At 64.2% G+C, this 23046-nt stretch carries 26 protein-coding genes and 1 pseudogene; 24 read left to right on the top strand and 3 right to left on the bottom strand.

The annotated features are described in order from the left end of the window. Positions 1-46 precede the first annotated feature (46 nt). The 10 genes from thyX (at position 47) to DL519_RS38005 (ending at position 7793) form a co-directional block, all read left to right on the top strand. A complete protein-coding gene (gene thyX, locus DL519_RS37960) occupies positions 47-805 on the top strand; it encodes an FAD-dependent thymidylate synthase (protein WP_223840011.1) in 759 nt (252 codons plus the stop codon). Between the two features lie 79 nt (positions 806-884). Further along, the gene (locus tag DL519_RS37965; RefSeq protein WP_190822036.1) at positions 885-1058 is read left to right on the top strand and encodes a hypothetical protein; all 174 of its coding nucleotides are present in this window, start codon (positions 885-887) and stop codon (positions 1056-1058) included. A 5-nt stretch (positions 1059-1063) separates the two neighbouring features. Then, positions 1064-2080: a coiled-coil domain-containing protein gene (locus DL519_RS37970; protein WP_190822037.1), complete on the top strand. Its 1017-nt coding sequence runs from the start codon at positions 1064-1066 to the stop codon at positions 2078-2080. Positions 2081-2099: 19 nt separating this feature from the next. Beyond that, positions 2100-4094, top strand: a complete 1995-nt coding sequence (locus DL519_RS47785) for a DNA polymerase (protein ID WP_223840012.1) — start codon at positions 2100-2102, stop codon at positions 4092-4094. A 9-nt stretch (positions 4095-4103) separates the two neighbouring features. Further along, positions 4104-4670: an RNA ligase family protein gene (locus DL519_RS37980; protein ID WP_190822039.1), complete on the top strand. Its 567-nt coding sequence runs from the start codon at positions 4104-4106 to the stop codon at positions 4668-4670. Next, on the top strand, positions 4670-4837 hold the full coding sequence (locus tag DL519_RS37985) for a hypothetical protein (protein WP_190822041.1): 168 nt from the start codon (positions 4670-4672) through the stop codon (positions 4835-4837). Before DL519_RS37980 ends, DL519_RS37985 begins: the two co-directional genes overlap by 1 nt. Before the next feature lie 252 nt (positions 4838-5089). Beyond that, positions 5090-5482: a deoxycytidylate deaminase gene (locus DL519_RS50560; RefSeq protein ID WP_190822043.1), complete on the top strand. Its 393-nt coding sequence runs from the start codon at positions 5090-5092 to the stop codon at positions 5480-5482. Continuing rightward, complete coding sequence (locus tag DL519_RS37995; protein WP_190822046.1) at positions 5475-5711, top strand: hypothetical protein; 237 nt, start codon at positions 5475-5477, stop codon at positions 5709-5711. The genes DL519_RS50560 and DL519_RS37995 overlap by 8 nt, the downstream gene beginning before the upstream one ends. A 74-nt stretch (positions 5712-5785) precedes the next feature. Continuing rightward, entirely contained in the window at positions 5786-6856 is a 1071-nt protein-coding gene (locus DL519_RS38000) for an RNA ligase (protein WP_190822048.1), read from the top strand. A gap of 25 nt (positions 6857-6881) precedes the next feature. Beyond that, entirely contained in the window at positions 6882-7793 is a 912-nt protein-coding gene (locus DL519_RS38005; RefSeq protein ID WP_190822050.1) for a phosphatase domain-containing protein, read from the top strand. Positions 7794-8451: 658 nt separating this feature from the next. Here the strand turns inward: DL519_RS38005 and DL519_RS38010 are convergent. Continuing rightward, positions 8452-8787 carry a hypothetical protein gene (locus DL519_RS38010; RefSeq protein WP_190822052.1) on the bottom strand — a complete coding sequence of 112 codons (336 nt, stop codon included), beginning with the start codon at positions 8785-8787 and terminating at the stop codon, positions 8452-8454. A 537-nt stretch (positions 8788-9324) separates the two neighbouring features. Between DL519_RS38010 and DL519_RS38015 the strand changes: the two genes are divergently transcribed. The 8 genes and pseudogenes from DL519_RS38015 to DL519_RS38050 all read left to right on the top strand — a co-directional run bounded on the left by DL519_RS38015 (position 9325) and on the right by DL519_RS38050 (position 15169). Beyond that, entirely contained in the window at positions 9325-10176 is an 852-nt protein-coding gene (locus tag DL519_RS38015; RefSeq protein WP_190822053.1) for a helix-turn-helix domain-containing protein, read from the top strand. A 9-nt stretch (positions 10177-10185) separates the two neighbouring features. Further along, the gene (locus DL519_RS38020) at positions 10186-10392 is read left to right on the top strand and encodes a DUF397 domain-containing protein (RefSeq protein WP_190822056.1); all 207 of its coding nucleotides are present in this window, start codon (positions 10186-10188) and stop codon (positions 10390-10392) included. 104 nt (positions 10393-10496) lie between these two features. After that, positions 10497-10928 (top strand): hypothetical protein, encoded by a 432-nt coding sequence (locus DL519_RS38025; protein WP_190822058.1) that lies wholly within the window; start codon positions 10497-10499, stop codon positions 10926-10928. Between the two features lie 71 nt (positions 10929-10999). Continuing rightward, on the top strand, positions 11000-11221 hold the full coding sequence (locus tag DL519_RS38030; protein WP_223840013.1) for a DUF397 domain-containing protein: 222 nt from the start codon (positions 11000-11002) through the stop codon (positions 11219-11221). Between the two features lie 108 nt (positions 11222-11329). Beyond that, a pseudogene (locus tag DL519_RS38035) lies at positions 11330-11932 on the top strand (ATP-binding protein); the annotation flags it as partial. Between the two features lie 17 nt (positions 11933-11949). Then, positions 11950-13089: a DNA-processing protein DprA gene (gene dprA, locus DL519_RS38040; RefSeq protein ID WP_223840014.1), complete on the top strand. Its 1140-nt coding sequence runs from the start codon at positions 11950-11952 to the stop codon at positions 13087-13089. Positions 13090-13212: 123 nt separating this feature from the next. Further along, positions 13213-14187 carry a tyrosine recombinase XerC gene (locus tag DL519_RS38045; RefSeq protein WP_190822062.1) on the top strand — a complete coding sequence of 325 codons (975 nt, stop codon included), beginning with the start codon at positions 13213-13215 and terminating at the stop codon, positions 14185-14187. Beyond that, a complete protein-coding gene (locus tag DL519_RS38050) occupies positions 14162-15169 on the top strand; it encodes a FliA/WhiG family RNA polymerase sigma factor (RefSeq protein WP_190822064.1) in 1008 nt (335 codons plus the stop codon). Before DL519_RS38045 ends, DL519_RS38050 begins: the two co-directional genes overlap by 26 nt. A 148-nt stretch (positions 15170-15317) precedes the next feature. Here the strand turns inward: DL519_RS38050 and DL519_RS49235 are convergent, their stop codons facing one another. After that, positions 15318-16094: a M23 family metallopeptidase gene (locus tag DL519_RS49235; RefSeq protein WP_263399767.1), complete on the bottom strand. Its 777-nt coding sequence runs from the start codon at positions 16092-16094 to the stop codon at positions 15318-15320. 185 nt (positions 16095-16279) lie between these two features. Between DL519_RS49235 and rpsB the strand changes: the two genes are divergently transcribed. The 6 genes from rpsB (at position 16280) to DL519_RS38085 (ending at position 21606) form a co-directional block, all read left to right on the top strand. After that, positions 16280-17215 (top strand): 30S ribosomal protein S2, encoded by a 936-nt coding sequence (rpsB, locus tag DL519_RS38060; RefSeq protein ID WP_190822066.1) that lies wholly within the window; start codon positions 16280-16282, stop codon positions 17213-17215. 189 nt (positions 17216-17404) lie between these two features. After that, on the top strand, positions 17405-18220 hold the full coding sequence (gene tsf / locus DL519_RS38065) for a translation elongation factor Ts (protein ID WP_190822068.1): 816 nt from the start codon (positions 17405-17407) through the stop codon (positions 18218-18220). Positions 18221-18432: 212 nt separating this feature from the next. Further along, the gene (gene pyrH / locus DL519_RS38070) at positions 18433-19182 is read left to right on the top strand and encodes a UMP kinase (protein ID WP_190822069.1); all 750 of its coding nucleotides are present in this window, start codon (positions 18433-18435) and stop codon (positions 19180-19182) included. A 100-nt stretch (positions 19183-19282) separates the two neighbouring features. Further along, a complete protein-coding gene (frr, locus tag DL519_RS38075; RefSeq protein ID WP_010306009.1) occupies positions 19283-19840 on the top strand; it encodes a ribosome recycling factor in 558 nt (185 codons plus the stop codon). A 36-nt stretch (positions 19841-19876) separates the two neighbouring features. Continuing rightward, the gene (locus tag DL519_RS38080) at positions 19877-20722 is read left to right on the top strand and encodes a phosphatidate cytidylyltransferase (RefSeq protein WP_190822071.1); all 846 of its coding nucleotides are present in this window, start codon (positions 19877-19879) and stop codon (positions 20720-20722) included. 152 nt (positions 20723-20874) lie between these two features. After that, positions 20875-21606: a class I SAM-dependent methyltransferase gene (locus tag DL519_RS38085; RefSeq protein ID WP_190822073.1), complete on the top strand. Its 732-nt coding sequence runs from the start codon at positions 20875-20877 to the stop codon at positions 21604-21606. Positions 21607-22055: 449 nt separating this feature from the next. On the opposite strand, the gene DL519_RS38090 is transcribed toward DL519_RS38085, so the two are convergent. Then, on the bottom strand, positions 22056-22820 hold the full coding sequence (locus tag DL519_RS38090) for a VOC family protein (RefSeq protein WP_190822075.1): 765 nt from the start codon (positions 22818-22820) through the stop codon (positions 22056-22058). Between the last annotated feature and the right edge of the window lie 226 nt (positions 22821-23046).

Genomic DNA, 23046 nt, shown 5'->3' on the forward strand with positions numbered 1-23046 from the left:
GCAAGGGGCTCCTTCGGGAGCCCTTTTCTAGTTCTAAGGAGAGATTGTGAAGGTCACGCTGATTGCCAGCACTCACATGGACTGGGTAGTGCTTCCGCTGGAGGAGCCGTATAGCAACGAGTTTCTAGACGCATTCGGTGGTGTCACTAATCGAATGGGTAACACCACTGAGCAGTGGATGAAGCAGGACGAGGACGACTCGGACGCAGATGTTCTAGCAGAGTTCGCCGGCCGTGCCTGCTACCAAAGCTTCCACAAGCCTAACCCTAGTACCGCGGCTAACGATGACTACATCGCTAACATCATCTTCCAGGGGCACGAGAGCGTTCTTGAGCACGCTAGCGCCACGTTCTATGTGATCGGAGTCAGCCGAGCGCTGACCCATGAACTGATCCGGCATCGGCACCTGTCGTACTCGGAGATGAGTCAGCGGTTCGTGGATTTGGAGAACACCACGCCGGTATTTCCCCCGGCAATCGATCAGGCCGACGCCGAAGAGTGGGTCACTGCTGAGAATGCCTACAGCAGTGCACTGGAGGATTACAAGTATCTCGTTGAGCTGCTGGAAGCGAAGGGCTTTACACGTAAGCAGGCACGAGAAGCTGCTAGGGCTGTAATGCCTAACGCTACCGAGACCCGAATCGTCGTCACGGGCAACATGCGCGCTTGGCGCGACGTGATTAAGAAGCGATTCCACGTCGCGGCTGACGCGGAGATCAGGGAGTTCGCCGGCGAGGTGCTTAGCCAGCTTAGGACGATCGCGCCGAACACCTTCCAGGACTTTCCGGAGGAGCCTTTCGCGTGATCGCTCAAATCTTCTGGTCGTCCTTCGGGGCGATTCTTTGTTTCGTTGTCGGGATGGCTTTGGTGTTTGGAGATGACAAGTGACTAAGCAGCTGTTCAAGTACGAGATCGAGCTTTTGTCCTACGAGCCGTCGGGGGCGGGAAGTCTTTTTGGTATGCAGGTGGATCGTTTCGAGAACTTCACGGCTATTAGCGGGGGATTTCGTTTCCGCGCCTGGTCTCTGGTCATCGAGAAGAAGGAAGAGGGCAAGTGATTCCGTTGGGTAACTGGCAGGAACGAATTGACGAGCTTGAGTCTGAGAACTTCGACCTTCAGGAATCGGTTGGCACGCTAGAAGACGAGATGACCGAGAACCTATACGAGATCGATCGGCTTAATGACGAGCTGGGGAAGGTTCGGCAACGGTTCCGGGATTACACGATTGTCCACCCGGATAACGAACACCAGCTAAATGTGTGGAGGGAACGCGCCGAAAGCGCTAGGGCGGTAAAGGGGGAGCTAGAGGCCAAGCTTCGGGAAGCCATGAGCCGGATCGAATACGAGAAGAAGCGCGCCGAGAAGGCCGAGGCCGCTAACCGTGACTGGGAAGGTGTCGCCGAGTGTGCGCGTGAGCGGACGGAGAAGGCCGAGACACAAATCGAAGTTTGGAAGGACTGCGCCCTAGAGGTCGAGAAGGACCTCGAGCAGTGTCAACTCCGCGCCGAGCAAGCGGAATACCTCACCGGCATCTTCGAGGACGAGCGAGACAAGGCGAAGGCCCGCGTACGGGATCTCGAACGACTCCTCGCCACCGAGGTTAACCGCGCTGAGAAGGCCGAGAACGACCGATCGCAGATGTTGGCCGAGCTCCACACGATCAGCGACATCGTAGGAGGCAATTGGTTCTCCATCGGATCAGTCGAATTCGACGTCAGCGCAGTTGTCGAGGATCGCGATACCTACAAGCGGCTGCTTGAGGAGGCTCAGACTGAACTCGCAGAGCTGTACGACCGCATCGATGAACGAGGTTGGGCACAGGGCACGATCGACTACTACCGCGAACGCGCCGAGAAGGCAGAAGCGGATCTCCGGGTCACCGAGAACGAACGTGAACGAGCCGTGGCTTTTGCGAAGGATCTGAAGGCCCGCTCTAACTCCAGGTTCGAGATTGCTAAGCAGATGACCCGTGCACGGAACCTGTGGAAATCAATTGCGGACAAGCATCTGGACCAGGTTATTGAAGCCGAGAAAGAGCTGTCTGAACTAAAGGCTGCGCTTCGTGTCTTGGGGGCTTGACTAGTTAGGGATAAGATCAATGCCTACTGGCACGCTCGTATTTGATATCGAGACGCACAGTGCGGAATACCTCTACACGATGGCTCCTGAGGAGTTCGTCCGCCTGATCGGATACAAGTGGACCGGTCAGGCGGAGGTCACTCTAACTACGGATCTGGAGGAAATTCGAGAGCAGATCCGGCGGGCTCGCTGGGTCATCGGCCACAACATCCACGCGTTCGATCTTCCGGCCGTCTTCGGTCACGAGTCGAACTTCCCGATGGAGCTTGCCGACGCAGGCCGGGTGTACGACACGTGGACTCACGCTGCTCTCAACCATCCCGCCCCGAGCGAATACACGGACCGGAAGGGCTCGCTCCGTAAGGCACCGCCAAAGGGCTGGAAGCCGGAACAGATGAAGCCGTGGTTCTCCCTTGACGAGCAGGCTTACCAACTGGGCGTCAAGGGAAAGACGCACGACCTCAAGGAGTTGGCTAAGGAGTTCGGCGGGTTCGGCGAAATCCCGGTTGACGATCCGCGGTACCGGGAGTACCTGATCGGCGACGTAGAAGCGTCTGAGGCTGTTGCTAAGGCGCTGCTGAAGAAGGGTCCGCTTGACGCGTACGCCTTGCGCAAGCAGCGGGTTGCCAGCCGTGCAGCGGTCATCAGCTCCAACGGTGTTCGACTGCACATCGAGAAGGCAACTCAGCGGCGGGATCAGCTGGCAGCACGCCGAGACGTCGTGCTCGGAGAGCTTGCCGAGAAGTACGGCTTGCCGACCGACAGCGATTCTCCGTGGTCTAAGGACGAAGGCAAGAAGGCCATCGTTGACGCGCTGGCAGAGCACGGGATCACTCCGGAAACCGTTGACTGGCCGAAGACTCCAGGATGGGAGAACCGGGACAAAGAGCTAGCCAAGTCTCGGAAGAAGATCAAGGAGCTGGAGGGCAAGATCCGGCTCTGGGAGTCCGAGATCCGAGCCGGCGACCTGAAGCCGGTTTCGGAGAAAGCCCGGCAGCGTTGGGTTTTCGCGGCTGAGGACAAGATCCGAGAGCTTCGGGAGAACCCTCTCAAGCCCGCGTTCGGGCTGTCCCTCAGCGGAGAGACGCTGATCGAGCTGACCAAGGGCACCCCAGCGGAGGAGCTGGGCCAGGCGCTGGCGGAGATGAAGGGCCAGCGGGCGTTGGCTCAACTGGCTCTCGATTCGGTGCACCCGGACGGCTTCGTCCACCCCGAGATCACGATGCTTCAGCGGTCCGGCCGGTGGTCGACAACCAAGCCGGGATTGACCGTCTGGACGTCTCGGGGAGAAGGCGCGATCGAGAAGTCCTACTTCGTCCCGGACAACGACGACGAGCTACTGCTGGAGATCGACTACTCGAACGCCGACGCTCGGATGGTCGCCGCGCTTAGCGGTGACACGCAGTATGCCGCGCGATTCGAGCCAGGGGCGGACGGCCACACCATCAACGCTATCGCAGCGTGGGGTGAAAAAGCCGTAGCCGCCGAGCCGGAGAAGTATCGGCAGATGGCAAAGCCGCTCGGTCACGGGTGGAGTTACGGGGGCCGAGCGAAGGGGCTTTCTCGTGCCTCGGGATTGCCTCTGGAGACGTCCGAGACGTTCGTAAACGGTATGGATGCCCAGTTCAAGGTTCTTGTCGAATGGCAGCACCGAGTCCGCAGGTTCGCTCAGCAACACGGTTACGTGCAGAACGAGTGGGGCGGCAAGCTGAGAGTCGAGAAAGGCCGGGAGTTCACTCAGGCTCCGGCACTGCTCGGTCAGAATGGAACCACGGAAATCGTCTGCGATGCACTGCTGGCCATGCCATACCACGTAATACGTCGGGTCAAAGCTCAGATCCACGACGCAATTCTGTTCTCGGTGCCTAAGAAGAACTGGGAAGCATGCAGGGATTACCTGTTCGAAATCATGGAGACCAAGTTCAAGCCCGCCATTGGCGGACAGATGATCGAGTTTCCTGTTGACGCTAAAGCCGCCGGTAAGAACTGGCAGGAAGCCAATCACGCAGCATAGGAGAGGAAAATGACTGAACCCGAATTCCGGAAGTGGCCTTCGACGCCCCGGCTCTTCCGGCCGATCGTGATTACCGAGAAGATCGACGGAACGAATGCCTGCGTCATCGTCTCGGAGGATGGCTCCGAGGTCTGGGCGCAGAGCCGGAACAAGTTGATTACGCCGGACGACGACAATGCAGGCTTTGCCCGCTGGGTTGCCGACAATGCTGGTGTTCTGGCCGATGTCCTCGGTCCGGGATACCACTTTGGCGAATGGTGGGGCTCGAAGATCCAGCGAACCTATGGCCTGGTGAACGGTGACAAGCGATTCAGCCTCTTCAACGTCAAGCTCTACGAGGAGGTTTACACGGACTACGTCCCCGGCCTTGGCCTGGTTCCGGTTCTCTACCAAGGTCGGTTCTCTGAGTGGGAGATCGACGTCTCTCTTGAGATTCTCCGTGCATATGGCTCGGTTGCTGCCCCTGGATTCATGAACCCTGAGGGCATCGTCGTCTACCACACCGCCATGCGGGCGGGCTTCAAAGTGCTACTCGAAAACGACCACATCAGCAAGACAGAAGCGGGTGTCAAGTGATGGACGAGAACGAAAAGGTCTGGCTTGCGTTGGAGATTGTGGCTTTGAACATTGATCACACGATGAAGCTGCTGCGGCGAGCGATTGAATCGCAGACGTCCCGTAAGTTGCCGCCTCCAAACAGCTGGACCGCTGACACGATCCGAGAGATTAAGGAGGACTGGTGACCATCCGTTTCCTCCCGGAGAAATGCTCGCACGGGGTTACGGTGCCGACTAAGTACCTCGGAAAGTCTCTTGATGACAGTGCCCACGGTTGGTACTTCCCGGATTGCAGGGACGCGAGCAAAAACCTTCGCCATCACAGCTCAGCTGAGCTAGGAGACCCTGACCCCGCGATGTATTCGGATCTGGAGATCGCCAGGGGTGCAGGCCAGCGAAGGGCCCGATCGGACAAGGGTAAGAAACGAGGGCCTAGGAATGACGCGGCCATCGTGGGATGAGTACTTTATCGGAATCGCTAACGCCGTGGCCGCTCGCTCCGACTGTGAGCGGTCTCGTGTTGGCGCTGTAGTCGTCAAAGATCGGAGAATACGTGGAACTGGGTATAACGGCGCTCCGGCAGGAAAGCCCGGCTGTCTGGGCTGTCCACGACGAAACTCAGCTGTGGAGCCTGGATCTGATTACGACTCCGGAAGTGGTCGCTGTGTCGCGATCCACGCCGAGGCAAATGCACTTCTCTACTGCGACCGACAAGACCTCATCGGGTCAACCCTCTACATAACCAGGGCACCCTGCTACGGGTGCCAAAAGCTAATCGCCGCGGCCGGCGTAGCACGAGTCGTTACACCTGAAGGAGAGATTAGTGTTTAGACCGATTTTGACGATGAATACGCATGTTGGTTTTGACGACATGGGGCTGAGCCTTACCCCAGAGAACGCGCTTTCGTTCCTGAACGCAGCCAACGGATTCCTATGGGAGTACGGAATCGAGAAGTTTCCGGAGGTCGTTACTTACGGATTTGTCACAGAAGACCCGAACGTCAACGGGCGTCGCCCGGTTCGATTCGAGGCCAAGTACCGACTCGTAGAGGAACGTTGACTGTTTCTAAGATCCGCTTTAGCTAACGGCTGGCCGGGTTTCTGTCCGGCTTTTTGTGCCCAAAAGGAGAGTTAATGAAGCTTCACGACCTGCTTAACCCCATCGAGCTGGCCGACATGATCGAGCAGAAGTTCGTTCGGGTGCAGCGGCATCCGGACTACCCGCTGTCGATTTACAACTACACCGACAAGGCGATGGTGTTCAACGTCTGGAACGACGTGACTAAGGCGTGCCGCGGTTTGATCGCGAACGACGAAGGCGACATCGTTGCTCGTCCGTTCCCGAAGTTCTTCAACTACGGGCAGGCCGAGAGCAAGACCTACAGAGAAACTGAGCCTGTTCTTGTGACCGACAAGGTTGACGGTTCGCTCGGGATTCTCTACCCGACTCCGGACGGCGGTTGGGCTATCGCTACCCGAGGTTCGTTCGCCTCGGGCCAGGCCCGCCACGCTACCCAGCTCCTGAACGAGAAGTACACACATTTGTTCAAGGAGTTCAACACGCTGGAAACCTGGCTGTTCGAGATCGTGTATCCGGATAACCGGATCGTAGTCGATTACTGTGGGCTGAACGACTTGGTTTTCCTTGGTGCGATGAACATCGAAGAGGGTGTGATTATCCCGATCGACATTTTCAGCGAATACGACTGGGACGGTCCGAGGACCGAGATGTTCGGCTTCCGGAGCCTCGCTGAGGCGCTTGCAGCAGAGCCCCGTCCAGGCAAAGAAGGGCTTGTCGTCAATTTCCTCAAGTCGAACACGATGGTAAAGATCAAGCAGGAGGATTACCTCAAGCTGCACAAGATTGTGACTGGCCTGAATGAGCACGTTGTCTGGGAGCACATTCAGAAAGAGTGGATAATCCATGACCTACTGGAGACCCTGCCGGACGAATTTCACGAGTGGGCTACTAAGACCGCTAAGCGGATGTTCGTTGAGTTCAATGAGATTGAGGGCGAGGTTGAGCGCCACTGGGACGCCGCTCAGTTTGCAGGGCTTTTGGGTGATCGCAAGGAATTTGCCCTGGCTATCAAGGACAAAGCTCCGTGGCTGAAGGCGTCGCTGTTCGCAATGCTCGATGGCAAGGACTACTGGCGAATCATCTGGAAGCAGATCGAACCGAAGAAAGACGCGTTCGTTCGCTGACTTGACTAGTTAGGTAAGGAGAGGAATGAAGGAGCTGTTCATCTACCGCGGTCTGCCTGGTTCGGGTAAGACCACCCGAGCTAGGGATCTCCAGAAGGCGATCGGGGCTCGGCTCGCCGGCCGTGACCACATCCGAGACATCCTGTTCGGCTTGGAGGGCTACGAGCCGACTGACGCTAAGGAGCTTAAGGTCACCGAGGTCCAGGATCGGCTGGTCCGGGAGGGCCTGCGAGACGGTCAGCCGGTGATCGTGGACGACATGAACCTAAGGGCTAAGTACGTTCGCCGGTTCATGGAGCTGGCCCGCGAGGAAGGCGCGGAGTTCTCGGTGATCGACCTGACGGATACCGACATCAACTATTGCATCGGTCGCGATGCTCTCCGAGAGCGGCAGGTTGGATACAAGGTGATCCGAGACCTCCACGAGCGGTTCATCAAGGGGCAGCCTTACCCTCTTCCGCTGCCGTTCGTCCGGCGTACGGAGCCTCAGGGCCTTCTGTACGTGCCTCCGAAGGACAAGCCCTGGGCAATCATCGTGGACATCGACGGCACCGTTGCGAAGATGGACGGGCGCAGTCCGTACGACTACTCAAAGGTTCTGGACGACCTTCCGAATGAGCCAGTGATCGGGATCGTGAACCTATACCACCAGTTGGGTTACGAGGTTCTGTTCACCTCTGGTCGGCCGGACTCGTGCCGGACGGAGACGGAGTTCTGGCTACAGCTTCACGCAGAGATCCCGGTCTACGACTTCCGTCTGTTCATGCGTAACGCCGGGGACACCCGGCGCGATTCTGTAGTGAAGAAGGAGCTGTTCGACCAGCACATCCGGCACAACTACTGGGTCGAGTTCGTCTTGGACGACCGGAATCAGGTAGTCGAGATGTGGAGGTCTCTGGGCCTGACCTGCTTGCAGGTCGCTGAAGGAGATTTCTGAGATGACCTACCCCGTTCCGTACGATCCGATGCCGGTTGAGCCTGTAGCGGAGCCACTGAAGAAGTGCCACCATCTGCTGCACTTTCTAGTTGGCCTTTGCTCCTGCGGTATCTGGTGGCTGGTATGGCCGTTCATCGCATTCTCTGTGAGTCGAGAGAATGAGAGGTACCTGAAGTGGTATGCGGAAGCTAGGTACCGATACCAGGTCGCCCTGGTTGACTGGAAACGACGGAACGGGCTCGTGTAGGCTGTCGGCGTTCTGGGACAGCACCAAGCATCACCGGTACATTCTAACTGTCAGAGAACACAAGAACCCCCTCCCGGCTTAGGCTGGGAGGGGGTCTTTTTTTGTTTCTACGCCTCGTTATGGCGTGGGTGTGACGTACACGGTGCGCGTTGGCTCCGATACGATGGATGGCTGGTTGGTGCTCGCCGCATCATTGATCCCGACCACGTAGCCGAAGACCCACATCGCGGCGAGCCACGCTAAGTACGTCCTGAACCTGAATGGCGACTTGTGCGTAATCTCCGAAGGCAAAGCCCGACTCTCCTTTTCGTCTGAACATGGAAAGCGGGCAGCCGATACGCCGAGGGGGCGACATACCGACTGCCCGCACGATTCACTGCCGAAGGTCGGGGTAACGACAGTGAACCGGGTCTATAGGTTTTCTAGGGCAGCAAGAACATGGCGTAGCGTCCACGGGTGCCGTGCCATCACGTCACGGTCATGAAACGGCAATCCCGCTTCAGCGAGCGGCAGTAGTTGGGTCTGCATGTCGTCGGCCAGATCACCCTGAAATGCCCTGACGGGTCCACGTAAGCGATGCCGACCAATGCGCACGGTTTCGGACTCAACGTCATCGATCAACTGCCACACGTTGAGCGCACCTGCACCTGCCCCGCCGTGCTTTCCGCGCTCCGGGTAGTAACGAGATGCCAGCCATCCTGTGACTGCAATGGCGATAACTCCGAGGGCGATGCTTGCAGTGGTCACTGGCTTGGCCTCCCTGGATGAGTAAAGATTGGACCGTCCCCGCGCCCGAATGGACGCGAGACGCGGGGACGGCTGCCCGGTCCGGTGGGCGCGGCCCGTGATCGCTCCGTTGAGATCTCGGTACCACCGGACCGGGCGGTCTAGAAGTCCCAAGTGCGGGACACGAGGCCCTGATGCAGAACAGCCTTCGCGCACTTGGGGCACTCATCTATGACGTTCTTGCTTCGCGGTGTCGCCCCATATGGGGTCGACCACGGAATCTTCAGGTCGCATCCCCCCAGCGCCGTGATCGTGCTGCCGTGCTGGAGAGCGCCGGGCCGATGTGTCGTGGCGTGCCGGAAGTCTTCTCGGGGCGGGCAAATCCAGTAGGCAATGTCAGCGTCGGCGTTGCCCTGTGCGAAAGTGCTCATCTCAACCCCGATTCGTTGCGGTGTGATCACACTCTCTCATCGAGATCGATCAACGTGCAACGTTGCAAGTTGCAAAATCTCGAAGTTGACCTGTTCGGAGTAAAGGGAGGTGCAGTATGGTGATCACATGAGCCAACGCAAGCCGGGTGTGCAGCGGCGCAGACTCGCCGCCAGGCTCCGCGACCTGCGAGAACAGACGGGCGTCAGCGTGGAAACCGTGCTGTCCGAACTGGACTGGTCACGGTCGAAGCTGTCACGGATCGAGACTGCTGCCAGCAGCATCTCCGTCCCCGACGTGCGTGCAATCTGCGATCTCGCGGGAGCGAGCCCCGAGCTACGGGAACAGCTCGTTGAGATGAGCAAGGCCGCGAAGAAGCGGGGCTGGTGGCACTCCTACGCAGGTAATGCGCTGGTCGACTACTTCGAGGACTACGTCGCGCTGGAGTCTGACGCGACTTCGGTCATCAACTACGAGATTGACCTCATCCCGGGACTGTTGCAGACCGAGGACTACGCCCGCTCGATCATCGCGGCTTGGACTCCCGACATCGACAAGGAGATCGTCCAAGGACGAACCGAGCTCCGCGTTGCCAGGCAGAAGCGGGTCAACGACGGTCTGAAGCTCTGGGCTGTGGTGGATGAAGCAGCGTTGCGCCGTGGATGCGGTGACGAAGAGGTCATGCGCGCACAGGTGCGCCACATGCGTGAGATGGCGGAACGGCCGAACATCACCCTCCAGGTTCTGCCGTTCGATGCGGGCCCGCACATCGCTATGGGGACGGCGTTCACCTTGCTCGACTTCGCAGGCCTGTACGACTCGGTGGTTTACATAGACAATCTGACCAGCGCTCTTTACCTGGAAGATGAAGCTGAGGTGGAGCGCTATGCGCTGGCGGCTGAGCACCTTCGAGCTATTGCCCTCGATCCTCGGCTGTCAGTCAAGATGCTAGACAAGTTCGACAACGAGCTTGCCCGATGAAGGAGCACCATGAAGACCGATGACCTGGCACCCCAGTGGCGCAAGTCCAGCCGCAGCAATGGCGCTGGTCAGTGTGTCGAGGTCGCCCAGAATCTACCGGGCGTGGCGCTGATCCGAGACTCCAAGCTCGGTGACGGCAGCCCGGTCCTGGCTCTGGCCCCGGCCCAGTTCACCGCGTTCACTCGACTCGTCAAGGACGGCCGTCTCGACGGCTGACGCGACTGACAAGACCCCCGTCTGACAGTTCGTTGGGTGGGGGTCTTTTTATGTGCCTCCGGTCACATGATCACTACAGCGCGCTACGCTGCCGAGCGCGGCCCGTGATCACTGACAACGCGGCGCTGCCGCTGAGAGGACTAGTCATGGATTTTGACAAGCTTGGCATACCAGCCGGCCGCGATCCGGAGTACCCGAGCCAGATCTGGGCACCCCCACACCTGTGTTTGCACCCTTATGAGCACGTCAACCTGCAAGCCGCGCACTTCCCGGCCATGATCGAGCAAGCCGTCTTTCGGCTTGACTGCTTCGCCTGCGGAGCGTTTTGGAACCAAACCAACGCACCTGGGTGGGCTTACGACTACATGGCACGCATGATCGACGATGGGAAGTTTCACGCGGCGCATCGGGACAAGCTGAGCATCGTCGGCGATGTTAAGTGGGAGCAGACGAAGTACGGCAAGATCTTCGATGCGATCACAGGTGATTCGAACCCGATCTCCAGCAGCAAGATCCAGCTGCGACGACCCGATTAGGCTATCGATCTCCGAGACGTGGTCGGCTAGCGTGCTCTCTGCGGCCCGTGATCCAGAGATGGAGCACGGAAATGATGAAGCTCATGGTCAACGGCGCAGAGCTGAAGTTCGTCAAGGCCAGCCGGTCCCACATCGACGGCAAGGAGTGCCTGTACGTCGCTGCCGGTGCCGAGGGCCGAGTTCACCTCGTGGAGAGCGAGGACCGGTCCGTGGTTCTGACGACCAACCGCTCCAAGTTCGCGGCCTTCCTCGACGGCGCGAAGAAGGGCGAGTTCGACCAGTTCGCTGTCTGACCCGCACCAACCAAGACGCCCCTGCCTTCGGGTGGGGGCGTTTTTAGCTTTTCTCAACCTTGTCTACGCGCGCACGCGCGCGAGGCTCGGAGTGCTTTGTGTTGACACGATGAGGCCTGCGAGCTCGGGCCGAAACGATTGGAGGCCTTGCGAACGGCGTTGGAGGAAGGCGAGGTCCGGCTGGCCCGGCGCGACGGCACGCTGCGCTACCCGGCGCGGTTCCAGCTGGTCCTTGCCACGAATCCGTGCCCGTGCGCGCCGGCTCGCGACCTGGACTGCCAGTGCCCGCCGCAGGTCCGGCGGCGCTACCTCGGCAAGTTGTCCGGGCCGCTGCTGGATCGGGTCGACCTGCGGGTTCGGATGCGCCCCATCACCGCGATGACCGTGCGCAGCGGCGCCGAGCCGGAGGGCACCGCGGCGGTGCGCAAGCGGGTGGAGGACGCGCGGGCGGCGGCGCGGGAGCGGTGGTCCGCGCATGGGTGGCAGACCAACACCGAGGTCCCGGGGCCGGTGCTGCGGCGGGAGTTCACGTTGCCGGTCGAGGCGACGGGACTGCTGGACCGGGGGCTGGAGGTCGGCGCGATCACGGCGCGGGGCGCCGACCGGTGCCTGCGGGTGGCCTGGACGCTGGCCGACCTCGACGGGCGTGATCAACCGGATGCGGAGCACGTGGCGGCGGCCTTGGAGTTCCGGGACAGGAGGGCGGCGTGATGACAAGGTGGACCGCGATGACGGAGAGGGCGAAGCGGGAGTTGCTGGCCGCCAGGGCTTTCCTGGCCGCCGTTGCCGAGCCGCCGGCCCCGGCGCTGGCCGGGTTCGTCGCGGAGCGCGGCCCGTGCCGGGCGGTCGGCCTGATCCAGCGGGAGAAGGCACCGCCGGGCGTCGTGGCGGAGGTCGAGGCGCGGCGATGGCACGTCTCGGGCGAACAGCTTCTGGCGGCCGCCGAGTCCGCCGGTGCCCGGCTGGTCGTGCCGGAGGACCCCGAATGGCCGCGCGAGGCGTTCGACGGTCTGTCCGGGGCGAGATCGATCGACCTGCCGGGGATGGCCGAGCCGATCGCGTTGTGGGTCCGCGGCAAGGCGGTGCTGTCCGAAGCGGCGGAGCAGGCGGTGGCCGTGGTCGGTGCCAGAGCCGCATCCGGCTACGGCGAGCACGTGGCGGCGGAGTTCGGTCACGGGCTGGCGACCGCGGGGTTCACTGTGGTTTCCGGGGCTGCGTACGGCATCGACGGAGCCGCGCATCGAGGTGCGCTCGCAGCGGGAGGGTTGACGGTTGCGTTCCTCGCCTGCGGCGTCGACGTCGATTACCCGGCGGGGCACGGCAGGTTACTGCGCGCCATCGCCGATCAAGGTGTCGTCGTGAGCGAGTATCCGCTGGGTACTCCGCCTCGGAAGCACCGTTTTCTGGTCCGGAACAGGCTGATCGCGTCGGTGGGCCAAGCCACCGTCGTGGTCGAGGCCAGCGCCCGCAGCGGCGCGGCCAACACCGCGAACACTGCCGATGCGTTGGGACGGCCCGTGTTGGCCGTGCCCGGGCCCGTGACGTCGAAGAATTCGGTGGGCTGCCACGGGATGGTCCGGTCCGGTCAGGCCGTGCTGGTCACCCGCACCCAGGAGGTCCTGGAGGCGCTGAGCCCGCTCGGCGCGTTGCCGGCGGTCGAAATCCCTGCCCAGCACCGCCGCACCGACGGGCTGCATCCGGATGCGCGACGCCTGCACGATGCTCTGACCGGTACGGACTGCGCCAGCGCGGACGAGCTGGCGCGGGATTCGGGACTGCCGTTGGGCAAAGTCCGGGCGCTGCTGCCGGAGCTGGAACTGGCCGGGTTCGTGGCCAGGTCCGAAGGGGGGTGGTCGGCGACGCAGTGATCACGCGATCACGTGATGACAGCCGCACTTCCGCGGCGCAAGCCGAATCGCGCACCATTCAAGTGATCATGATTCGGCGTGGCGATGCTTGACCGATGCCGGTGCGAAGGCCAGCTTCGAGGTATGGCCCGCCCACGTTCCGCCGAACCGCGAAGACCGGATCTACGGGTGGCTCGGGCGAAACTGCCCGAGTCGCTCGGCGCGGCGGTCAACGCGTTCGAACGACATCTCGCTGCGGAACGCGGGTTGTCCGCGCACACCGTTCGCGGATACATCGGTGACGTCGTCTCGCTGCTGGCGCACCTGGCCGCCTCGGAGGACGGCGGAACCCTTGCTACGCTGGACATTTCCGTCCTGCGGGAATGGCTTTCTGCGCAGCACGCGCACGGCGCGAGCCGGGCGACGCTCGCCCGGCGGACCGCCTCGGCCCGCACCTTCACCGCGTGGGCGTTCCGCGGCGGGCTGCTGCCCGTCGACCCGGGGCCGCGGCTGGCGGTGCCGTCGAAGCAGCGGAAGCTGCCCGCAGTGCTGCGCGTTGACCAAGCCGGTTCGGCGATGCAGGCTTCTGCGGTGGGCGCGGAACAGGGGGATCCGGTGGCATTGCGGGACCACGCGGTGCTCGAACTGCTGTATGCCACCGGGGTTCGCGTCGCCGAGCTCTGCGGACTGGACGTCGACGACGTCGACCGCGAGCGCCGGCTGATCCGCGTGATCGGTAAAGGAGACAAAGAACGCGCCGTGCCCTTCGGCGTACCTGCGGATCAGTCGATCGGGCGCTGGCTTTCCGATGGCCGGCCGAAACTGGCCCGAGAATCGTCCGGTGCCGCATTGTTCCTGGGTGTCCGAGGTGGACGGCTCGACCCGCGTGCGGTGCGACGCACCGTGCACGACGCGGTCGGCGTGGTTTCCGGTGCGCCGGACGTCGGCCCACATGGGCTGCGTCACTCGGCTGCGACCCATTTGTTGGAGGGCGGTGCTGACCTCCGTAGCGTTCAGGAGTTGCTTGGTCACGCTACGCTCGCAACGACCCAGCTTTACACCCACGTGACCGTTGAACGGCTGAAGGCGATCCATGACCGAACTCACCCCCGTTCCTGACCAAGCCGGGGGCGACGCCGACACGGTGGCCGCGAGATCGACCTCGGTATCGGTGACCGCCCGTGACCAAGGCGGCTCGACCAACGGCCATGTCGGCGACCGCGCATCGTGTCGGAGGCTGTCCGTGGCGACCGCTGAGCCCGCCGCATCCGCCGATCCCACCGAATCCACCGAATCCACTGCGTCCGCCGGGCCTGCCACCGGCGGGGATCACCGCAGCGGCGACGAGGTCGAGGCCGGGATAGTCGCGTTGTGGCAGGCGTTCGGCCAGCGTCGTGACCAGGAACTGCGGGACCGGCTGGTGCTGCACTACGCCCCGTTGGTCAAGTACGTGGCCGGCCGGGTGGGCACCGGGCTGCCGTCGCACGTCGACGTCTCCGACCTGATCCAGTCCGGGATATTCGGGCTGGTCGACGCGATAGAGAAGTTCGAACCGGAACGCGGTCTGAAGTTCGAGACCTACGCGATGCAGCGCATCCGCGGCGCCATCCTCGACGACCTGCGCGCCCAGGACTGGGTTCCGAGGTCGGTGCGCAGCCGGGCCCGCGATGTGGAGCGGGCGCTGGAGCGCCTCGAGGCGAAGCTGCAGCGCACCGCGACCGATGCCGAGCTGGCCGGCGAGTTGGAGCTGTCCCTCGATGGGCTGCGGGAGCTGTTCGCGCAGCTGCAGATGACCAGCGTGATCGCGCTCGACGACCTGATCGGCGCGGGTCCGGCGCAGGCTTCGCTGGCCGAGACGCTGCCCGACGACCGGGCCGAGGACCCGGTGGCGGCGCTGGTGGACCGGGACAGCAGGCGCCAGCTGGCCGAGGCGGTGGAGCGGCTCAGCGAGCGGGACCGCGTGGTGGTCACCCTCTACTACTTCGAGAACCTGACCCTGGCCGAGATCGGCAAGGTGCTCGGCGTGACCGAATCGCGGGTCTGCCAGCTGCACACCCGCGCGGTCCTCCGCCTCCGCACCAAGCTCACCGAACAGGCCTGACCTGCTGCAGAAGCCGTTTTGGGGCTCGTTCTGCGCGGCGGTGCGGGTGGCGGGACATAAAGGTCACTTCCCACCGCAGCGGCTCCCCGGGTGATACCAGGGGAAAATCGACGTTTCGTCCTCCCCTGGAATCACCACGCATGCGACGTCACCGCCACGGTTTCAGCCGGACGTGGCCGAAGCCGAGCAGGCGTAGCGGGTCGAGGTAGTCCAGGCGCTGCCGGGCGCCCCAGTGCAGGCAGGCCCGGGGCGGTTCGGCGGTGCACCCCGGGTGGCCTGGCTCCAGATGCCCGATGGGCTGTCCCCGGGTGACCTGGTCGCCGACCGCGACCCCCGGCGCGACCGGCTCGTAGGTGGTGCGCAGGCCCCCGGAGTGCTCGATCGACACCAGGTTGCGATCCACCATCCAGCCCGCGTAGACGACCATGCCGTCCCCAGCCGCCAACACCGGCTGGCCGACCTCTCCTGCGAGGTCGACCCCCCGGTGACCTGGGCCGAAGGTGTGCACCGGGGCCTCGAACGGTCGCGCGACGGCAGGCGGCGGTGCCAGCGGCCAGCCGAACCGCGCGGCTACCGGCGGCGCTGGCTCCGACGCAGCACGCGGTCGCGCTGACACCGTGGGTGGTGGCTCGACGAGCGTTGCGGTGAGGCCCAGGGGCCCGGCGGCACTGCAGCAGATGAGGGCGTAGATCAACAGGCGCATGGTGCAACCGTGGCCGAGGGTGGCCCGGGTGAACAGGAGTAAATCAAGATCTGTGGACAAACCTGGCGGCTGTGGACAACTCGCAGTCCACGATCGGGTCAGCCGGGGCGTCCAGTACACTGTCAGCGCGGTTTCGTGTCCGCACGGACCGACTTCGCGTGCCCGCACGCCCAGCTTGCGCAGGTAGGCCGACTTCGGGTCGGCCACCGGTTGGAACAGCATCGCGTTCGACGCTTCGGACGCTGCTGCTCCCGGCAGGGTACCGGCGCCCTCGCGGTCCCGAGCTCTTCGACGAGCCCGGGTGGGGGAGGCCGGGCGGGTACCAGGGCGACGGGCCACCCGGTCCGTCGCGGCAACCGAATCGCGCGCCAACCGGCGCGCCCGACTCAAGAGGTGCGAATCTGGCCATGGCCGTCGTCACCATGAAGCAGCTGCTCGATAGCGGCGTGCACTTCGGGCACCAGACCCGGCGCTGGAACCCGAAGATGAAGCGCTACATCTTCACCGAGCGCAACGGCATCTACATCATCGACCTGCAGCAGACGCTGACCTACATCGACGGGGCCTTCGACTTCGTCAAGCAGACGGTCGCGCACGGCGGGACGATCCTGTTCGTCGGCACCAAGAAGCAGGCGCAGGAAGCGATCGCCGAGCAGGCCCTGCGGGTCGGCATGCCGTTCGTCAACCAGCGCTGGCTGGGTGGCATGCTCACCAACTTCCAGACCGTCCACAAGCGTCTGCAGCGTCTCAAGGAACTCGAGACCATGGAGCAGACCGGGGGCTTCGAGGGTCGCACCAAGAAGGAAATCTTGATGCTGACCCGCGAGAAGGACAAGCTCGAGAAGACCCTCGGCGGTATCCGCGACATGAGCAAGGTGCCCAGCGCCGTGTGGATCGTGGACACCAAGAAGGAGCACATCGCCGTCGGCGAGGCCCGGAAGCTGGGCATCCCGGTCGTCGCGATCCTGGACACCAACTGCGACCCGGACGAGGTCGACTACCCGATCCCGGGCAACGACGACGCGATCCGCTCCGCCGCCCTGCTGACCCGCGTGGTCGCCGACGGTGTCGCCCAGGGCCTGATGGCCCGCAGTGGCCGCACCAACGGTGCCCCGGAGGGCCAGGAGAAGCCGGCCGGTGGCGAGCCGCTGGCCGAGTGGGAGAAGGAGCTGCTGGCCGGCTCCGGTCAGGCCGCCGAGGCCACCGAGGCTACCGAGGCTACCGAGGCTACCGAGGCTACCGAGGCTACCGAGGCTACCGAGGCTACCGAGGCTACCGAGGCCACCAAGGCTACCGAGGTCACCGAGGTCACCGAGGGCGGCGAGCAGGCCGCGCAGTCCTGAGTCCGCTTGCCGCGCGCCGGTCACGCGGTCGGCGCGCGGCGCGGTCCGGCTACCCGCCAGGCAACCTGGTGGGTGCCATCCGGGCCGGGTTCGCATCCCCACTGAGCTGGTTGAACGCCACGGGACGCGGCCCGGCCGATGTCTGCAAGACCTTCGAAGCTGCGTACTAAGAGGGACGGATAACGCACGATGGCGAACTTCAGTGCGGCCGACGTCAAGCGTCTTCGCGAGCTGACCGGCGCCGGCATGATGGACTGCAAGAAGGCTCTTGAGCAGGCCGACGGCGACTTCGACAAGGCCGTCGAGAGCCTGCGCATCAAGGGCGCCAAGGACGTGGGCAAGCGCGCCGAGCGCGCCACCGCCGAGGGCCTGGTCGCCGCCGACGGCGGCGTGCTGATCGAGCTGAACAGCGAGACCGACTTCGTCGCCAAGAACGACGAGTTCATCGAGCTGGCCAGCAAGGTAGTCGCCGCGGTCCAGGCCGCCGGTGCCGCCGACCTGGAAGCCGCCCTGGCGGCCCCGCTGGACGGCAAGACCGTCTCCGAGGTCATCCAGGAGCTGTCCGCCAAGATCGGCGAGAAGCTGGAGCTGCGCCGCGTCGCCAAGTTCGACGGCGAGGTGGCCACCTACCTGCACCGCCGGTCCGCGGACCTGCCCCCGGCGGTCGGCGTGCTGGTCGAGTACACCGGTGACAACGCCGGCGCTGCGCGGGGTGCCGCGATGCAGATCGCCGCGCTCAAGCCGAAGTACCTCAGCCGCGACGACGTCCCGGAGGACATCGTCGCCAACGAGCGGCGCATCGCCGAGGAGACCGCGAAGGCCGAGGGCAAGCCGGAGAAGGCGCTGCCGAAGATCGTCGAGGGTCGCCTGAACGGGTTCTTCAAGGAGAACGCCCTGCTGGACCAGCCGTCCGTGCAGGAGAGCAAGAAGACCGTCAAGGCCCTGCTCGACGAGGCTGGTGTGACTGTCACCGGATTCGCCCGGTTCGAGGTCGGCCAGGCCTGACCGGTCGCTGTTCGGCGGCACGCCGGGCGGCATCGCAGGTTCACCGGCTGAGCTGAACCGGTCGCGGTCGCCAGCCATGGCACCAGCGCCCCGCCTTCGTTCGCAAGGCGGGGCGCTTTCGCAAGATCGCGGCGCCTAGCGCGGCGCCGTTGTCGGCGGGCGGACCAATCCGCGCAAACTTCAAGCCACATCGAACCTCGCGGGAGGAACCAGTGACCGACGACGGCCCAGCGAAGCGCGGCTACAGCCGGGTGCTGCTCAAATTGGGTGGCGAGATGTTCGGCGGGGGCAGCGTCGGGATCGACCCGGACGTCGTCGGCACGGTCGCCCGGCAGATCGCCGAGATCGTCGCCGGGGGGGTCGAGGTGGCCATCGTGATCGGCGGCGGCAACTTTTTCCGCGGCGCCGAACTGCAGCAGCGCGGCATGGAACGCGCGCGCGGTGACTACATGGCGATGCTGGGCACCGTGATGAACTGCCTGGCGCTGCAGGACTTCCTGGAGCGCGAGCACGGCATCGACACCCGGGTGATGACCGCGATCACCATGGGGCAGGTCGCCGAGCCGTACATCCCGCGGCGCGCGATGCGGCACATGGAGAAGGGCCGCGTGGTCATCTTCGGTGCCGGCACCGGCATGCCGTATTTCTCCACCGACACCACCGCGGCGCAGCGGGCGCTGGAGATCGGCTGCGAGGTGGTGCTGATGGCCAAGGCGGTCGACGGCGTCTACACCGCCGACCCGAAGACCACCCCGGACGCGAAGCTGTTCGACAGCATCACGCACCGCGAGGTGTTGGAACGCGGGCTGAAGGTCGCCGACGCGACCGCCTTCAGCCTGTGCATGGACAACCACATGCCGATCCTGGTGTTCAACCTGCTGGAAGAAGGCAACATCGCCCGCGCTGTCGGCGGTGAGAAGATCGGCACGCTGGTCAGCACCCCGGACGCTCCGTCGGCCTGAGGGTGCTGGATCCTGATCTGCGGCGGGCCCGCACTGGGCGCGCGCTGCGCAGCAGGCGACACTACGAATGTCCACCGGTCGGCAGACTTAAGGAGCAGCCGTGATCGACGAAGCTCTTCTCGAAGGCGAGGAGAAGATGCAAAAGGCGGTGGAGGTGGCCAAGGACGAGCTGGCCACCGTCCGCACCGGCCGCGCGAACCCCGCGATGTTCTCGGGCATCGTCGTCGACTACTACGGTTCGCCGACGCCGTTGAACCAGCTCGCCAGCGTCTCCGTGCCGGAGGCGCGGCTGGTGGTCATCAAGCCCTACGACGCCAGTCAGCTGGCGGCCATGGAGAAGGCCATCCGCGACTCCGACCTCGGCGTGAACCCGTCCAACGACGGCCAGCTCATCCGGGTGGCGATCCCGCAGATGACCGAGGAACGTCGCAAGGAGATGGTCAAGCTCGCCAAACACAAGGGCGAGGAAGGCAAGATCACCCTGCGGGGCATCCGCCGCAAGGTTAAGGAAGAGATCGACCGGATTGTCAAGGACGGCGAGGCCGGCGAGGACGAGGGCACTCGCGGTGAGAAGGAGTTGGAAAACCTCACACACCGCTATGTCGCCCAGATCGACGAGCTGGTCAAGCACAAGGAAGCAGAGCTGCTAGAGGTCTGAGTGGTGACGGCCGGCCAATGCGAAGGTGAGTCCGGAATGTCCGCTGGCAGCCCGGACCCGCCTTCGCGTCCTTCCCGGGCCGGACGCGATCTCCGTGCCGCCATCGGCGTCGGGGTAGTGCTCGGTGCCGCGATCATCCTTTCCCTGCTGATGGTGCGGTTCGTCTTCATCGGCATTGTGGCCGCCGCGGTGGCGGTGTCCACCGTCGAGTTGGCCAGCGCGCTCAAACGCGGGGCCGACATCCGCATCTCGCTAGTCCCGGTGCTGGTGGGTGGGCAGGCCATGCTGTGGCTGTCGTGGCCCTTCGGGCTGCGCGGGACGCTGGTGGCGTTCGTGATAACCGTGCTGGCATGCCTGGCGTGGCGGTTCCGGCACGGCGTGGACGGCTACGTGCGGGACGTGACCGCATCGGTGTTCACCGCGGCCTACGTACCGCTGTTCGCCGCGTTCGCGGCGATGCTGGTGCGGCCGGAAGACGGCGCGTTCCGGGCGTTGTGCTTCATGATCGGTGTCGTCGCTTCGGACACCGGCGGCTACGCGTTCGGCGTGCTGTTCGGCAAGCATCCGATGGCACCGAAGATCAGCCCGAAGAAGTCCTGGGAGGGCTTCGGCGGGTCGATGCTGGTCGGTGTAGCGGCCGGCGTCCTCTCGGTGACGTTGATGCTCGACGGTCAGTGGTGGCAGGGCGCGCTGTTCGGGGCTGCCCTGGTGTGCACTGCGACGCTGGGCGATCTGATGGAGTCGCTGATCAAGCGCGATCTCGGCATCAAGGACATGGGCAATCTCCTGCCCGGGCACGGCGGCCTGATGGACCGGATGGATTCCCTGCTGCCGTCGGCCGCGGCCGCCTGGATGATGCTCTTCTGGCTGATCCCGACCTGAGGAACCCGCTGCACGGCTCAGGGGTGCGCAATTTCAATGGAAATCGGACCTTCGATTTCCATTGAAATTGCGTCCACGCTCGGTGTCGGGTACCTGGGGGCGGTCGGTTGCGCCGCTTCGACGACGACGGACTAACCGGTTCAAGGACAGTGATGCGAACCTGGCGGAAGCCGGCCCGGCCGCAGGTGAGGCCGAGCCCGAACATCTGGCATTGGCCGGAGCTCTTCGAGATCGAGAACCGAGCACAGGACTCCACCGGCGCGTTGTGGCGGGCGCTGCGGGAGCGCTGCGAGTGGGCCGGTCGTGACGTGGTCGACATCGGCTGCGGCGACGGCTTTCACCTGCCGCTGTTCTCGGCCACGGCCCGGACGGTGATCGGCGTCGAACCGCATCCGCCGCTGGCCGAACGGGCCCGCGGCCGGCTGGCCGGAACCCCTGGTGTGGATGTCAGGGTCGCGCCCGCCCAGCAGTTGCCGCTCGCCGATGCCAGCGTCGACCTGGTGCACGCCCGCACCGCGTACTTCTTCGGTCCCGGCTGCGAGCCGGGCCTGGCGGAGGCGGAGCGGGTGCTTCGCCCGGGCGGGATCATCGCGATCGTCGACCTCGACGCGTCCCGCCCGCCGTACGGGGACTGGATGCGGGCGGATGCTCCGCAGATCGATCCGGATGCGATCGAGTCGTTCTTCCAGCGCCACGACTTCGACAGCGCCCCGGTGGACACCCTGTGGCGCTTCGACGACCGGCAAACCCTCGAAGCGGTGCTGGGCATCGAGTTCTCGGCGGAGGTCGCCGCCCGCGCGGCCCGCGAGACGCCCGGCCGAACGATCCCGGTCGGCTACCGCCTCCGCACCCGCCGCAAGCCGACGGGCCTGTTGCGCGCCTGAGCGGTGGGCTCGCGATCCGATCAGCGCCTAGCGGGCCGACGTGCTGCCGGCCGGTGAAATCGGCTGCGTCGCTGATGGTGCTCAGGGAAATCGACGCGAATCCGCTACCTGATCCACTGGTACGAGCGGGTCCTGGACTGCACCGAGCAGGACGACCTGGTCTTCGAGGCAGCGTTCCGGCTCGGTGAGATGGCAGCTGGGGACCGAGATCTGGAAAGCGCGGCGCGGTTCCTGACGATCGCCTCCGACACCGGCGACCCCGACTTCTCCCCGCCCGCTGCCGAGCTGCTCGCGCGGTTGCCTAACCGGTCCACGTGGTGTCCGGCCGGGGCGCTTTCCGGGGAAGTTGAAAAGGATCAGTCGGCGGAGTCCCGCTCGACCACTTCGCCCATCCGCATCACCTGGATGCTAAACGTCCAGGTTCGCGTCGATGTGAGCAGGTGCGCGGGTCACTCCCCGGTGCGTTGGGCGGTGTCCATGATGAAGAACGTCGCTCCCATGACGTCCTGGAGCAGGGCGAGCCGGCCGTACGGGGAATCGGACGGTTCGCGCAGCACCTTGCCGCCCAGCTCCACCGCTTTCGCCGCTGCGGCGTCGGTGTCGTTGTCGGGGTTGACCTGGAAGTACAGCTGCCAGTGCGCGGGCACGTCCGCGGGCAGCGCCGAGCTGGTCTCGAAGCGGCCCACGGTCGGCAGGTCGTCGACGTACCAGACCGTGTAGTCGAAGCCGTCGCCCGGCTCGCCGATCTGCTCCTGCCGGTAGCCCAGCAGTTCGGCGTAGAAGGGATCGGCGGAAGAACCGTCACGGGTGTGCAGCTCCGCCCAGCAGAGCATGCCCGCGTGGTCGCGGCCGAAGGTGCCGTTGGGCGGCGCTTCCCACAGTCCGATGGTCGCGCCGGATGGATCCTCGGCGACCAGGAACGTCTCGTCGGCGGGCGTTTCCGTCGGCGGGACCAGCACCTTTCCGCCGAGCGCGCGGATGCGCTCCACCGCTCGGCGCGCCGAGCCGCACTCCAGGTACAGCGTCCAGGCGGTCGGCTCATCGGTCTCCGGCAGCAGCAACCCGGCGACCGGCTTGTGCTCCTTCAGCGCGATGTTGTAGTCCGGGCGCTGGATCCAGTGCCAGCCGAGCAGGCCGGTGTAGAAGTCCCTGGCGTCGGCGACGTCGTGGGTGGCCAGATCCACCCAGGCAGGCGCACCCACTGCGATGGCCATCGCTGCTCCTTCGAAGCGCACGCCGCAGAGGCGGTCAATGGTTGGTTACCTCAGGGTGACCGTTGTGCCGGTCCGGAAAACCCGCGTGGCGGATCAAGCCGGTTCGGCCGCGCGGGGGCGTTACTGTTCGGTGCCTTTTCCGCAATGGGAACACCCCCGAATGACGCCTTGATACTGGACGGTCCGCGTGATCGACTAGTGGTGGTGACTCAGCGTGCGTAATTGC

It is taken from the genome of Saccharopolyspora pogona (assembly GCF_014697215.1).
In the GTDB taxonomy this organism is placed as follows: domain Bacteria; phylum Actinomycetota; class Actinomycetes; order Mycobacteriales; family Pseudonocardiaceae; genus Saccharopolyspora; species Saccharopolyspora hattusasensis.

What these genes read in the sequence shown, in the direction of transcription:
- DL519_RS38050 (WP_190822064.1), top strand. Translation starts at nt 14,162, where the DNA reads ATGACCGAACTCACCCCCGTTCCTGACCAAGCCGGGGGCGACGCCGAC.
- DL519_RS38090 (WP_190822075.1), bottom strand. Translation starts at nt 22,820, where the DNA reads ATGGCCATCGCAGTGGGTGCGCCTGCCTGGGTGGATCTGGCCACCCAC.
- DL519_RS50560 (WP_190822043.1), top strand. Translation starts at nt 5,090, where the DNA reads ATGACGCGGCCATCGTGGGATGAGTACTTTATCGGAATCGCTAACGCC.
- DL519_RS38030 (WP_223840013.1), top strand. Translation starts at nt 11,000, where the DNA reads ATGATGAAGCTCATGGTCAACGGCGCAGAGCTGAAGTTCGTCAAGGCC.
- dprA (WP_223840014.1), top strand. Translation starts at nt 11,950, where the DNA reads ATGACGGAGAGGGCGAAGCGGGAGTTGCTGGCCGCCAGGGCTTTCCTG.
- DL519_RS37985 (WP_190822041.1), top strand. Translation starts at nt 4,670, where the DNA reads ATGGACGAGAACGAAAAGGTCTGGCTTGCGTTGGAGATTGTGGCTTTG.
- tsf (WP_190822068.1), top strand. Translation starts at nt 17,405, where the DNA reads ATGGCGAACTTCAGTGCGGCCGACGTCAAGCGTCTTCGCGAGCTGACC.
- DL519_RS38080 (WP_190822071.1), top strand. Translation starts at nt 19,877, where the DNA reads ATGTCCGCTGGCAGCCCGGACCCGCCTTCGCGTCCTTCCCGGGCCGGA.
- DL519_RS38000 (WP_190822048.1), top strand. Translation starts at nt 5,786, where the DNA reads ATGAAGCTTCACGACCTGCTTAACCCCATCGAGCTGGCCGACATGATC.
- DL519_RS38045 (WP_190822062.1), top strand. Translation starts at nt 13,213, where the DNA reads ATGGCCCGCCCACGTTCCGCCGAACCGCGAAGACCGGATCTACGGGTG.
- DL519_RS38005 (WP_190822050.1), top strand. Translation starts at nt 6,882, where the DNA reads ATGAAGGAGCTGTTCATCTACCGCGGTCTGCCTGGTTCGGGTAAGACC.
- DL519_RS38020 (WP_190822056.1), top strand. Translation starts at nt 10,186, where the DNA reads ATGAAGACCGATGACCTGGCACCCCAGTGGCGCAAGTCCAGCCGCAGC.
- DL519_RS49235 (WP_263399767.1), bottom strand. Translation starts at nt 16,094, where the DNA reads ATGCTGTTCCAACCGGTGGCCGACCCGAAGTCGGCCTACCTGCGCAAG.
- rpsB (WP_190822066.1), top strand. Translation starts at nt 16,280, where the DNA reads ATGGCCGTCGTCACCATGAAGCAGCTGCTCGATAGCGGCGTGCACTTC.
- DL519_RS37980 (WP_190822039.1), top strand. Translation starts at nt 4,104, where the DNA reads ATGACTGAACCCGAATTCCGGAAGTGGCCTTCGACGCCCCGGCTCTTC.
- DL519_RS38015 (WP_190822053.1), top strand. Translation starts at nt 9,325, where the DNA reads ATGAGCCAACGCAAGCCGGGTGTGCAGCGGCGCAGACTCGCCGCCAGG.
- DL519_RS38085 (WP_190822073.1), top strand. Translation starts at nt 20,875, where the DNA reads ATGCGAACCTGGCGGAAGCCGGCCCGGCCGCAGGTGAGGCCGAGCCCG.
- DL519_RS47785 (WP_223840012.1), top strand. Translation starts at nt 2,100, where the DNA reads ATGCCTACTGGCACGCTCGTATTTGATATCGAGACGCACAGTGCGGAA.